The 10,804-nt window shown below is 60.8% G+C and carries 14 protein-coding genes and 1 tRNA gene; 9 read left to right on the plus strand and 6 right to left on the minus strand.

Annotation, left to right across the window (positions count from 1 at the left end; genetic code table 11):
• Positions 1-10: 10 nt before the first annotated feature.
• On the plus strand, positions 11-625 hold the full coding sequence (locus tag EOC94_RS30060) for a TetR/AcrR family transcriptional regulator (RefSeq protein ID WP_127204397.1): 615 nt from the start codon (positions 11-13) through the stop codon (positions 623-625).
• An 86-nt stretch (positions 626-711) separates the two neighbouring features.
• The gene (locus tag EOC94_RS30065; protein ID WP_127295133.1) at positions 712-1,278 is read left to right on the plus strand and encodes a DUF2569 family protein; all 567 of its coding nucleotides are present in this window, start codon (positions 712-714) and stop codon (positions 1,276-1,278) included.
• Positions 1,279-1,293: 15 nt separating this feature from the next.
• On the opposite strand, the gene EOC94_RS30070 is transcribed toward EOC94_RS30065, so the two are convergent.
• Both EOC94_RS30070 and EOC94_RS30075 read right to left on the minus strand, forming a co-directional pair.
• Positions 1,294-1,488: a hypothetical protein gene (locus tag EOC94_RS30070; protein WP_126107507.1), complete on the minus strand. Its 195-nt coding sequence runs from the start codon at positions 1,486-1,488 to the stop codon at positions 1,294-1,296.
• 225 nt (positions 1,489-1,713) lie between these two features.
• On the minus strand, positions 1,714-1,959 hold the full coding sequence (locus EOC94_RS30075; protein ID WP_126106725.1) for a hypothetical protein: 246 nt from the start codon (positions 1,957-1,959) through the stop codon (positions 1,714-1,716).
• Between the two features lie 486 nt (positions 1,960-2,445).
• Here EOC94_RS30075 and EOC94_RS30080 point away from each other — a divergent pair, with 486 nt between their 5' ends.
• Positions 2,446-2,679 (plus strand): hypothetical protein, encoded by a 234-nt coding sequence (locus EOC94_RS30080; protein ID WP_126106720.1) that lies wholly within the window; start codon positions 2,446-2,448, stop codon positions 2,677-2,679.
• 348 nt (positions 2,680-3,027) lie between these two features.
• Here the strand turns inward: EOC94_RS30080 and EOC94_RS30085 are convergent.
• Positions 3,028-3,103 (minus strand) — tRNA-Thr (locus tag EOC94_RS30085).
• 158 nt (positions 3,104-3,261) lie between these two features.
• Here EOC94_RS30085 and EOC94_RS34235 point away from each other — a divergent pair.
• The 3 genes from EOC94_RS34235 (at position 3,262) to EOC94_RS30095 (ending at position 4,455) form a co-directional block, all read left to right on the plus strand.
• Positions 3,262-3,429 (plus strand): hypothetical protein, encoded by a 168-nt coding sequence (locus EOC94_RS34235; protein WP_095489459.1) that lies wholly within the window; start codon positions 3,262-3,264, stop codon positions 3,427-3,429.
• Between the two features lie 194 nt (positions 3,430-3,623).
• Complete coding sequence (locus EOC94_RS30090; RefSeq protein WP_127295135.1) at positions 3,624-3,929, plus strand: BA14K family protein; 306 nt, start codon at positions 3,624-3,626, stop codon at positions 3,927-3,929.
• Positions 3,930-4,098: 169 nt separating this feature from the next.
• A complete protein-coding gene (locus EOC94_RS30095) occupies positions 4,099-4,455 on the plus strand; it encodes a hypothetical protein (protein WP_127295137.1) in 357 nt (118 codons plus the stop codon).
• Here EOC94_RS30095 and EOC94_RS30100 read toward each other — a convergent pair.
• Together EOC94_RS30100 and bhcR are read right to left on the minus strand one after the other, a co-directional pair.
• Complete coding sequence (locus EOC94_RS30100; RefSeq protein WP_127295139.1) at positions 4,423-4,917, minus strand: YbaK/EbsC family protein; 495 nt, start codon at positions 4,915-4,917, stop codon at positions 4,423-4,425. The two genes, EOC94_RS30095 and EOC94_RS30100, sit on opposite strands and share 33 nt — an antisense overlap.
• Before the next feature lie 61 nt (positions 4,918-4,978).
• Positions 4,979-5,863 carry an HTH-type transcriptional regulator BhcR gene (gene bhcR, locus EOC94_RS30105; protein WP_127295141.1) on the minus strand — a complete coding sequence of 295 codons (885 nt, stop codon included), beginning with the start codon at positions 5,861-5,863 and terminating at the stop codon, positions 4,979-4,981.
• Between the two features lie 203 nt (positions 5,864-6,066).
• On the opposite strand from bhcR, the gene gcl reads away from it, so the two are divergent.
• From gcl to EOC94_RS30125, 3 genes are all read left to right on the plus strand, one after another.
• Positions 6,067-7,848: a glyoxylate carboligase gene (gcl, locus tag EOC94_RS30110; RefSeq protein WP_127295143.1), complete on the plus strand. Its 1,782-nt coding sequence runs from the start codon at positions 6,067-6,069 to the stop codon at positions 7,846-7,848.
• Between the two features lie 110 nt (positions 7,849-7,958).
• Positions 7,959-8,756 (plus strand): hydroxypyruvate isomerase, encoded by a 798-nt coding sequence (gene hyi / locus EOC94_RS30115; RefSeq protein ID WP_127295145.1) that lies wholly within the window; start codon positions 7,959-7,961, stop codon positions 8,754-8,756.
• Positions 8,757-8,992: 236 nt separating this feature from the next.
• Positions 8,993-9,880, plus strand: a complete 888-nt coding sequence (locus tag EOC94_RS30125; RefSeq protein WP_127295149.1) for a 2-hydroxy-3-oxopropionate reductase — start codon at positions 8,993-8,995, stop codon at positions 9,878-9,880.
• Between the two features lie 143 nt (positions 9,881-10,023).
• Here the strand turns inward: EOC94_RS30125 and EOC94_RS30130 are convergent.
• Positions 10,024-10,804 (minus strand): RNA methyltransferase (locus EOC94_RS30130; protein ID WP_148128442.1); only part of this gene is annotated, 781 nt, incomplete at its 5' end.

Raw genomic sequence — 10,804 nt, forward strand, 5'->3', positions numbered from 1 at the left:
AATAGCCGATATGAGTGGATTGAGGGCAAGGCAAAAGGCGGATCGGCACCGCCGTATCATCGAGGCGGCGGCGGCGCTTTTCCGCGACGCCGGCTATGAAGGCGCCAAGATCGAGACCATCGCGGCGCAGGCCGAGGTGTCGGTCGGCACGATCTACAATTACTATGAGAATAAGGGCGATATCCTCGGCGCCATCGTCTCGATGGAGGTCAACGAGGTGCTCAACGCCGGGCAGGGCGTCGTCGCCAACCCGCCGGCCAATGTCGGCGACGCGCTCGACACGCTGCTCGGCATCTATATCGAGCATTCGCTGCACTATCTCAGCAAGGAGATGTGGCGGCAGGCGATGGCGATCTCGACGCAACTGCCCGACAGCCCGTTCGGCCAGGCCTACACCGCGCTCGACCGGGCACTGACCGAACAGATCCGCGCTCTGATCGCCCGGCTGCAGGCGATCGGCCTGGTGCGCCGCGATATCGACGGGCAGGCCTTGGGCGAGCTGGTCTTCAACAACATGAACATGATGTTCATCGAGTTCGTGAAACGCGACAAGGCCAGGATTGCCGAACTGCGGGCGGCGATACGAAGGCAGAACCGCATTCTGGTGGCGGCGATCGCGGTTTGACCGCAAGGGTTGAGAAGAACCTAGGCACTACCTTGAATACATGTTAGGAGTTGATACAACTCAAGGCTGCATTGCATGGAGGGGAAATGGGTTTTTCGTTCTGGCACTGGGCAATACTGTTTTTGCTGATTGGGGTGCCTGTCTTTGTCGCTGTGCAGTCTGCGACCAAACCTTCGCAGAATCCAGCGAGCCTCGTGGGGTTTGGAGGTTGGCTAATGCTGCTTGGGATCCTTCAGGCTTTCTCGCCGCTACGCACACTCGTGTCTTTGGGTTCATCGAGTGAAGGCTACCGACAGCTCATGGCGCTCCCGAATGGCACTTTGGCGGTCTATGGCGAGGTTGCCCTCTTGCTGGCGTTTGTGGTGTTCCAGGTGGTTGTGCTCGTTACGATGCTGCGGCGGAGTTACCGCTTCAAGCAGCTATTCCTGTACCAGTGGTTTGTAATGCCAATCGTATTTATTCTGGACACGGCTTGGATTTCAGCGGTTCTTGGCATTCCGGTGAGCCAGGTGCTTGCCGGAAATGCGCTGATAGCGCCTATAGTGTCTTTAGCCCTGACCGGAATTTGGGTCGCCTACGTCTACAAGTCAGTCAGGGTGAAGAACACGTTCACCAAGACGGGCGCGTCTGGTCAAGTCGTAAGTGTGCCATAGAGCCGATCGGCAATTTTACCGAGCATGCTTGGGCCGTGCGCGCGGAAACGGCACGACGGTCAGTGGCGCCTTGCGGAATTCCGCGATGGCTATTTCCTCGATCAGGGAATCCAGCGCCTCGCTGACGCGTTGGCTCGTTTCGTCCATGCCGCAGAGCCGGTTTTGGGCGCACTCCAAGAGCTCGCGCGCAGCGGCGAAGTCGCTTCGCATGACATCACCCATTTGATTTTACCCGCCGCCCGGTCATTGTCGGCGCGCTAAATTGAGCGATTGCTAATATACACAGGGGCATTTTAATCGAATGGCTTTAAATGCCCGGTAGCAGGATGCGAGCGGTACCCATCGCCCTGTTGCATCAGTTGGTTCGATTTTACTGAATTTTTCTGATGGCCTGATGGCCTGATGGCCCGGGCTTTGCGTTGCAGACCGCGGGGATCAGTCCTGATACGATCTTGGACGGCTTAGAAATTTTCTGGCGGCAGCGATCTGGCGTCGATGCTCGCGAAGGAAAGTCAGGCTGAAACAAATCGAAAAGGCCAGTCCTGAAAGGATTATCGTTGTTTGCGAGGTTGGATCAGGATCGGGAATTATCAGGAAGCGGAAACCGAACGCCAACGCGAGGGCAACAAGGCTGCCATACATGCCACCAATAAAGGGGGCGATCGTGCGTTTCTGCTCCAACAGAGACTCCTATGGTTTCCACTAGGGAATATAAGCGTTGGAACTGATATGCTACGGTCCCAACCTGTGGAAATCGGGGATGAGCAGATATCGACCGCCTTAAGACGTTCTCACAAGAGGCGCTTGCTGGTGCCCCGGACCGCGATAAGGCCCAAATCCAACTTGAGCGTTCCACCAGAATTTGACCAGAAATCAATCGGATAGAAAGGGCCTCTTCCTCTGAAGCAGTTAAGCCCGTGCACCGCTTTGTACCCGAGCGTTGGACCTACTGTTAACCTCGTTTGGCCGCTTTCAGGTGCCGGCGATTTTGATCGGTTCGGGAAACGGGCTCGCAAGTTTCTTCCAGAGCAATGAGTTCCGCCGCGACCGGCCAAGGCCCGCCATCTGCCCGCGCCAGACCCAATTCGGTGCGATTTCCCGCGTCGGTTGCATCGCAGCCCCAGACACGCTATCATTACCTTCTTACGTTCCCGGGGGGGAAGGTGGATGAGAATCGTCCATAGGGTCGGTCCAGTTCTAGATCAGGCGATTGCCGCAGTCCTCAACAGGGCCGGCCATGGGGACACCGTTTCGGTCAAAGCAGCATTGAACCAAGTTCGGCAGGATGCACCTGGTTTGGTCGCATCCAACGACGATTTAACCGAAGCTATCCTCGAAGTAGCTGCTGCCCTGGGCCTGTTCGTGGCTTTCGATGAGCGCGATACGTTCAATCCAGCTTAGTTATCCGACGAGTTGCGTTCAAAGCTGAAGGTGACCGTTATGGCAACCCGAGATTTCGATCGTGGCTTCCGAGAATTGTTCGGAAGGCAATCGCCGGAAGTTATATTGGCTTCCTTCCGCCTCTATTTTGACAGCGTCGGGTAAGACGAAATCCTTTTTGCCATCCAGCACCATCGCGACAACAGCCTGCTTCGGCTCAATTGTGGTTTGTCCGAACTGGCACTGGTAGCGTTCCGACCATGAACCGAATACGATGCGGGGTTGGTTCCCCCGTAGGTTCCCCCGGACAAACGATCTGGGATGATCCCAAACCAAGGCCGTTGATTTTATTTTGTTTATTCGAGTTTCTGGTGCCCCCGGACGGAATCGAACCGCCGACCTTCGGTTTACAAAACCGCTGCTCTACCAGCTGAGCTACAAGGGCACGGCGCTCCGGTTAGCATATTTGTTGCGCCAGTAAAGACAAAACTCTGTTTTCGGTTGCCGGCGAACCCGCCGGAGCGGCCGGCGCGGGCCTCCTGAAAACGGCCAATTCGCTTCCTATATTGATCGAAGGTGCAATCGGATAGGCGAGGGTGCCGCATGATCAGATTTGTTGTCATTGCCCTGGTCGTCGTCGTGGCCTGGATTCTCTTGGTGAAGCTCGTCAAGAATCTGAAGAGCGCCAATGTCGATTGGACCGGCGTCACCACCATCATCGGCTTCATCGCGCTCGCCTTCTGGCTGCGTCATATCACCGGCATGGGCTGAGGCCTCCCCGCCGGGATGTCGACCGCGCCGCCTGCCGGTCATGATTGCGTGCTGACAGCGAACCTTGTCAGACCGGTCGATTTGCCTAGTTCGAAAAAATCCAAAAAAATCATCGAACCTTTTTCCTTGCTGCAACGACTGATGGTCAAGAGGCGGATGGATCGCCTCTCACACAACGCAGCAAGGAGATCATCATGTTCAAGCGCACCATCGTTTCCGGCCTCATCGCCACCACTGTCGCTGGCGCCATGCTGGCCGGCACCGTTCAGCCTTCGGCCGCCCATCACAAGCATTACAACAAGCACCTTGGCATCGGTATTGCCGCCGGCGTCGGCGGCTTCCTGCTCGGGACCGCGCTCGCCCAGCCGCGCACCGTCTATATCGAGGAACACGGCGGCTCGTGGCACGTCCGGCGCTGCCTCAACCGTTATCAGAGCTACGATCCGTACTCCGACACCTATGTCGGCTACGACGGCTACCGTCACCGCTGCCGGCTTTGAGGGGAGGTGAACCGTTTCAGGCAAGGGAAAAGGGGCACCCACTGCCCCTTTTTCAGCTGACTGAGTTGCAAAATTGAACCCGGCACCGCAACCGGTTCCAGCGAGGGATGTACAGGGATTTTTCGACAGCTTAGTCTGGCGGTGAAGGCACCAGAGGGAGAGGGGACGCTTGGACGAGCACGAACCCAAGGAAGAGCGGATTGAAACGGATTTCCGCAACGGCACGATCACCACCGTCGGTATTCTACTGGCTTTCTCGCTGGGCTTCATCACGCACTGGGCCGCCAACCCGCTCCCTTGGGAAATCTATCACCTGGCTGCCGTCGTGCCGATTTTGATAGGCATCGCCTTGCAGATACGAGCGCTGCGGTTGCTGCTCGACACAACGTCTCTACAGCGACGCGTCTATGAACGCGCCACCCGCATCTTCATCGCCGGCCTCATCTTCACCGCCTGCGGAGTTGGGCTGGCGATGCTGCTTGATTTCTACGACCTATCGACCAAGAGCGCGGTGCCCGGGGCCTAGCTCATCCTGACAGATGTCGCACCATTCGGCGTCGGTCAGCGCTGCCATGCGCTCGACGCCTATTTTCACCGCTGCATTGGTTGCGCCGGCCGCTGGCACGACCTGATCGTAGGCGCGCAGCGATACGTCGCAATAGACCGGCAACGGCGAGGCGAGGCCGAAGGGGCAGACGCCGCCAATCGGATGGCCAGTGATTTCGGCCACCTGCTCGGCATCGAGCATGCGCGGCTTGCCGCCGAATGCATCGCGCGATTTGCGATTGTCGATGCGCGCGTCGCCGCGGGCGACGACCAGCATGACCCGGTCACCGACGCGCAGGCAGATGGTCTTGGCGATCTGCCCCGGCTCGACGCCGTGCGCCTCGGCCGCGAGCGCGACGGTCGCCGAGCTTGTCGGCGTTTCGATCACCTCGATGTCGGGGGCATATTCGGCGAAGAAGGCTTTGACGGATTGCAGGCTCATGCGTCTTTCGGGCGTCGGCTGGCGGAAGGTGGACGCAAACTTGGCCGTAGCCGGGCGGCTGTCAAGGTGAGCGCGCTGCGCCAATCTCGAAGAGTGAACCCGGTTCGGCGGTGCGGCTTGGTGAAGAAGGGGGCGGCAGACCACCAATCATCCTGGTTATTTCCGCCGCCGCGTCGTGCACCAGCGGGCCGATCTCGGCCAGCCGCTCCGGCGTCACTCGCACCGTCGGCCCCGAGACCGAAACGCCGCCGATCGGCTCGCCGAACTCGTTGAAGATCGCGGCGGCCACGCAGCGCATGCCGGGATGCCGCTCCTCGTCGTCGACCGACCAGCCGCGCAGCTTGATCGTCACCAGATCGCGCGCCAGCGCCGAGATGTCGGACAGCGTCTTTTCGGTGAAGCGCTCCAGCCCGGCCCGGCGCAGGATGGCGCCGACGCGCTCCGGCTCGAGATGCGCCAGCACTGCCTTGCCGATGCCCGACGCATGGAAGGAGCTGCGCGTGCCCGGCCGGAAGAAGGCGCGGATCGCCTGATGCGTCTCGACCTGGCTGACGAAGACGACGCAATCATCCTCGGCGACGCCGAGATTGGCGGTCTCGCCGGTCTTCTCCATCAGTTCCTGCATGACAGTGCGGGCACGGTCGACCAGCTTGCGGCGGCGCAGGAATGCCGCGCCCATGCGATAAGTCTCGACGCCGATCGACCAAAGCTGGTCGGTGCTGTCGAACTCGACCATGCCGTGGTTTTCCAGCGTCGTCAGCATGCGGTAGGCGGTGGACGCTGCGAGGCCGCTCTGCGCGGCGATCTCGCTCAGCGACAGGCCGCTGCCGTCGGCGACGATGGCCAGGATGCGCAATGCCCGATCGAGCGACTGCACCGAAGCCGCCTCAGATGGACCGTGGAAGGCGCGCGGCCGTCCGCGCTGGCGTTTTTCGGTCGTTTCCATGACGGCATTCTTGCCAATTTCGCGAAATGCGCAATGAAAAACTTTTTCACTGCTCGGCAATGACAATATTATGAAAAACGGAAAAGCTAATTAAATCAGCGAATAATGGTCGTTTCTTAGAAATGAAAAAATATTCTGAAAAAATTGAAAAATAGTCGGCGCACTGGCATTCTCGGCCATCAACAAATTCCGTGGAGGCTGAAATGGCCAGGATGCGCGCGGTCGACGCAGCGGTTTTCGTTTTGGAAAAGGAAGGCATTTCCTGCGCCTTCGGCGTGCCGGGCGCTGCCATAAACCCGTTCTATTCGGCGCTGAAGGCGAGGGGCACGATCCGCCATATCCTGGCGCGCCATGTCGAGGCGGCATCGCACATGGCCGAAGGCTATACCCGCGCCGGATCAGGCAATATCGGGCTGTGCATCGGCACCTCCGGCCCGGCCGGCACCGACATGATCACCGGGCTCTATTCTGCGGCGGCCGATTCGATTCCCATCCTGTGCATCACCGGCCAGGCGCCGCGGGCGCGTCTCAACAAGGAGGATTTTCAGGCCGTCGACATCGCCGCCATCGCTGCGCCCGTCGCCAAATGGGCGGTCACCGTCATGGAACCTTATCTCGTGCCGATGGCGCTGCAGAAGGCGTTCCACCTGATGCGCTCGTCGCGGCCGGGGCCGGTTCTCGTTGATCTCCCGGTCGATGTGCAACTGGCCGAGATCGAGTTCGACATCGATGCCTATGAGCCGCTGGTGCCGTTCAAGCCGGCGATGTCGCGCAGCCAGGCGGAGAAGGCGTTGGCGATGCTAAACGCGGCCGAAAGACCGCTGATCGTCGCCGGCGGCGGCATCATCAATGCCGATGCCTCGGACCTGCTGATCGAATTCGCCGAAGTTACCGGCGTGCCTGTTATCCCGACGCTGATGGGCTGGGGCGCGATCCCCGACGACCACCGGCTGATGGCCGGCATGTGCGGGCTGCAGACGTCGCATCGCTACGGCAACGCGACGATGCTCGAGGCCGACTTCGTCTTCGGCATCGGCAACCGCTGGGCCAACCGCCACACCGGCTCTGTCGACGTCTACACCAGAGGCAAAAAATTCATCCATGTCGACATCGAGCCCACTCAGATAGGCCGCGTCTTCGCGCCGGATCTCGGTGTCGTGTCGGATGCGGGCGCGGCGCTCAAAATGCTGCTCGACGTCGCCACCGAGTGGAAGACGGCGGGGAAACTGCGTGACTGGTCGGGCTGGGCCAGGGAATGCCAGGGTCGCAAGAAGACGATGAAGCGCAAGACGCATTTCGACCAGGTGCCGCTGAAGCCGCAGCGCGTCTATGAGGAGATGAACAAGGCATTCGGCCGCGATACCACCTATGTCACCACGATCGGACTTTCGCAGATCGCCGGCGCGCAGTTCCTGCATGTCTACAAGCCGCGCAACTGGATCAATTGCGGCCAGGCCGGCCCGCTTGGCTGGACGCTGCCGGCAGCGCTTGGCGTCCGCGCCGCCGATCCGCAGCGCAACATCGTGGCGCTGTCCGGCGACTATGATTTCCAGTTCATGATCGAGGAATTGGCGGCCGGCGCGCAGCATAAATTGCCCTATATCCACGTCGTCGTGAACAATGCCTATCTCGGCCTGATCCGCCAGGCGCAGCGCGGCTTTTCGATGGATTTCGAGGTCAGTCTCGCCTTCGAGAACGTCAACCGGAAAGACGATCCCGAGGCTGGCTACGGCGTCGACCATGTCGCCGTCGCCGAGGCCATGGGCTGCAAGGCGGTCCGGGTGCGCAGGCCGGAGGAATTCGCCGGCGCCTTCGATCAGGCACAGCGCCTGATGAAGGAGCACCAGGTTCCCGTCGTGCTCGAATTCATCCTCGAGCGCGTCACCAACATTTCGATGGGCACCGAAATCGACAAGATCACCGAATTCGAGGAGCTTGCCGAACATCACGAAGATGCGCCGACCGCGATCGTGATGCTCGATTAGAGCCTGATCCATCCCGCTGGGATGGGGCTCTATCTTCTTGTTTGACCATGATCTTTCCGAAAACCGATTTTCACTTTTCGGGATCATGGTCTGGAACCGGAGAAAAAAGAATGCCGCGTTTTTCAGCCAATCTCTCGATGCTCTTTGGCGAGCACGATTTCCTCGACCGCTTCGATGCCGCCGCCCGCGCCGGCTTCAAAGGCGTCGAATATATCGGTCCTTATGACCATGCGCCGGAAGTGGTTGCCGCGAGGCTCAGGAAGAACGGCCTGACCCAGGTGCTGTTCAACCTGCCGGCCGGCGATTGGCCCAAGGGCGAGCGCGGCATCGCCGTGTTGCCGGATCGCGTTCCCGAGTTCCGGCAAGGCGTCGCCAAGGCGATCACCTATGCCCATGCGCTGGGCTGCGAACAGGTCAACTGCCTCGCTGGTATCGCGCCGCAAGGCGTCGAACGGAGCGTGCTGGAAGATGTCTTTGCCGAGAACCTGGCTTTCGCAGCGGAGAAGCTGGAGCAGGCCGGCATCAGGCTTCTGATCGAGCCGATCAACACGCTCGATATTCCAGGCTTCTTCCTGAATTATTCGGTTCAGGCCTTGGCGCTCATCGACCGCGTCGGCTCGAAGAACCTGTTCCTGCAATACGACATCTATCACATGCAGATCATGGAGGGGGATCTCGCCCGCACCATCGAGGCAAACCTCGGCCGCATCGCGCATATCCAGCTTGCGGACAATCCCGGCCGTCATGAGCCGGGGACGGGCGAGATCAATTTTCCCTTTCTGTACAACCACATCGACCGCATTGGTTATTCCGGCTGGATTGGCGCGGAGTACAAGCCGAAGGCCGGCACGGAAGCCGGACTCGGATGGTTCCGGAACTTGGCCGGGCAGGGTAGTGCGGCGGCTTAGCGACCGGGGAGGTAGTGATTGAGGTCGCATTCCTTCGCGCCCCCCTCTGGCCTGCCGGCCATCTCCCCCACGGGTGGGGAGATTGGCAGCTTCGGCTCGCTCACTCCTGCAACCTTGGAGATTGGCGAAGGCGGCGGTGACAATCCAATCTCCCTCCTTGTGGGGGAGATGGCCGGCAGGCCAGAGGGGGGCGCGAAGGAACGCGGCCTTAACAAGGAACACGACGGAGAAAATGAATGGAAACCATCGGTTTCATCGGCCTCGGCATCATGGGCACGCCGATGGCGGGGCATCTGCTCGCCGCTGGCTACACCGTCGTCGCCAGCGACCACCGCTCGAAACCGCCGGCCGATCTCGTCGCCAAGGGTTTGAAGACCGTCACCGGCCATGACGTCGTGGCGAAAACGGCGGACATCATCATCACCATGGTTCCCGACACGCCTGAGGTGGCCGATGTGCTGTTCGGCAACAACGGCGTCGCCTCGGGTCTGTCCGGCGGCAAGCTGGTCATCGATATGAGCTCGATCTCGCCGATCGAAACGAAGGAATTCGCCAGAAAAATCAATGCGCTTGGCTGCGACTATCTCGACGCGCCGGTGTCCGGCGGCGAGGTCGGCGCCAAGGCCGCATCGCTGACCATCATGGTCGGCGGCGAGGAAAGGGCCTTCGAGCGCGCCAGGCCGGTGTTCGAGAAAATGGGCAAGAACATCACGCTGGTCGGGCCGAACGGCGTTGGCCAGATCACCAAGGTCGCCAACCAGATCGTCGTTGCGCTGACCATTGAAGCGGTCGCCGAAGCCCTTGTTTTCGCTTCAAAAGCCGGTGCCGACCCGGCCAAGGTCCGGCAGGCGCTAATGGGCGGACTAGCCGCCTCGCGCATCCTCGAAGTGCATGGTGAGCGGATGATCAAGCGCAGCTTCGCGCCGGGCTTCCGCATCGAACTGCACCAGAAGGATCTTAATCTCGCTCTTGAAGGCGCGAAGGCGCTCGGCGTCGCGCTACCCAACACCTCTACCACACAGCAATTGTTCAACTCCTGCGCGGCCAATGGCGGCGCCAAGGAGGATCACTCGGCGCTGGTCAGGGCGCTGGAGAGGATGGCGGGGCATGGGTTAGGACAGTAGGGCAGTAGGGCAGTAGGGCAGTAGGGCAGTAGGGCAGTAGGGCAGTAGGGCAGTAGGGCAGTAGGGCAGTAGGGCAGTAGGGCAGTAGGGCAGTAGGGTGGATCCACTCTGAGCGAAACATACTGCCTTATTGCCCTACTCCCTTACTGCCCTAGAAATTTCCTCGCCGCATAAAGGCTCACTGCCGCGGCGTTCGACACGTTGAGCGAGCGGATGGCGCCGGGCATGTCGAGCCGGGCGAGCGTCGTCACCGTCTCGCGCGTCTTCTGGCGCAGGCCCTTGCCTTCGGCGCCCAGCACCAATGCGATCTTTTCTCCCGAAAAACTCTTTTCGAGTTCCGCCGGCCCATCCGAATCAAGGCCGATGGTCTGGAAGCCGGCCTCGTGCAACTGGCCGAGCGCGTCGGCGAGGTTCTTCACCTCGATCTGGTCGATATGCTCCAGCGCGCCGGAGGCCGATTTCGCCAGCACGCCGGATTCATGCGGGCTGTGGCGCGCCGTGGTGATCAGCGCGCCGGCGCCGAAGGCGACTGCCGAGCGCAAGATCGCACCGACATTGTGCGGGTCGGTGACCTGGTCGAGCACCAGCACCAGCGTCGTATCGCCGAGCGCATCGAGGCGCTTGGGCTTCAGCGGCTCGGCTTCGATCAGCACGCCCTGATGGACGGCATCGGAGCCGGTGATCTTGTCGATGTCCTTCGGTTCGACCAGCTCGGCCTTGAAGGGCAGGGCGGCGAGGTCGGCGATCGCCAGCCGCTCGGCCGCGTTGCGCGTCACCAGCATCTTCCTGATCCGCCGGCGCGGATTGTCGAGTGCTGCCCGCACCGTGTGCAGGCCGTAGAGCCGCACCAGGCCGTCCGCGGCTGTCTCTCCCGGCGGCACCGGCGGGAGAGACAGCCGCGGACGGCCTGGTGCGGCTCTACGG

Origin of the sequence: Mesorhizobium sp. M6A.T.Ce.TU.016.01.1.1, assembly GCF_003997065.1 — a bacterium.
Taxonomy (GTDB): domain Bacteria; phylum Pseudomonadota; class Alphaproteobacteria; order Rhizobiales; family Rhizobiaceae; genus Mesorhizobium; species Mesorhizobium mediterraneum.

What these genes read in the sequence shown, in the direction of transcription:
- EOC94_RS30060 (WP_127204397.1), top strand. Translation starts at nt 11, where the DNA reads ATGAGTGGATTGAGGGCAAGGCAAAAGGCGGATCGGCACCGCCGTATC.
- EOC94_RS30065 (WP_127295133.1), top strand. Translation starts at nt 712, where the DNA reads ATGGGTTTTTCGTTCTGGCACTGGGCAATACTGTTTTTGCTGATTGGG.
- EOC94_RS30070 (WP_126107507.1), bottom strand. Translation starts at nt 1,488, where the DNA reads ATGCGAAGCGACTTCGCCGCTGCGCGCGAGCTCTTGGAGTGCGCCCAA.
- EOC94_RS30080 (WP_126106720.1), top strand. Translation starts at nt 2,446, where the DNA reads ATGAGAATCGTCCATAGGGTCGGTCCAGTTCTAGATCAGGCGATTGCC.
- EOC94_RS34235 (WP_095489459.1), top strand. Translation starts at nt 3,262, where the DNA reads ATGATCAGATTTGTTGTCATTGCCCTGGTCGTCGTCGTGGCCTGGATT.
- EOC94_RS30090 (WP_127295135.1), top strand. Translation starts at nt 3,624, where the DNA reads ATGTTCAAGCGCACCATCGTTTCCGGCCTCATCGCCACCACTGTCGCT.
- EOC94_RS30100 (WP_127295139.1), bottom strand. Translation starts at nt 4,917, where the DNA reads ATGAGCCTGCAATCCGTCAAAGCCTTCTTCGCCGAATATGCCCCCGAC.
- bhcR (WP_127295141.1), bottom strand. Translation starts at nt 5,863, where the DNA reads ATGGAAACGACCGAAAAACGCCAGCGCGGACGGCCGCGCGCCTTCCAC.
- gcl (WP_127295143.1), top strand. Translation starts at nt 6,067, where the DNA reads ATGGCCAGGATGCGCGCGGTCGACGCAGCGGTTTTCGTTTTGGAAAAG.
- hyi (WP_127295145.1), top strand. Translation starts at nt 7,959, where the DNA reads ATGCCGCGTTTTTCAGCCAATCTCTCGATGCTCTTTGGCGAGCACGAT.
- EOC94_RS30125 (WP_127295149.1), top strand. Translation starts at nt 8,993, where the DNA reads ATGGAAACCATCGGTTTCATCGGCCTCGGCATCATGGGCACGCCGATG.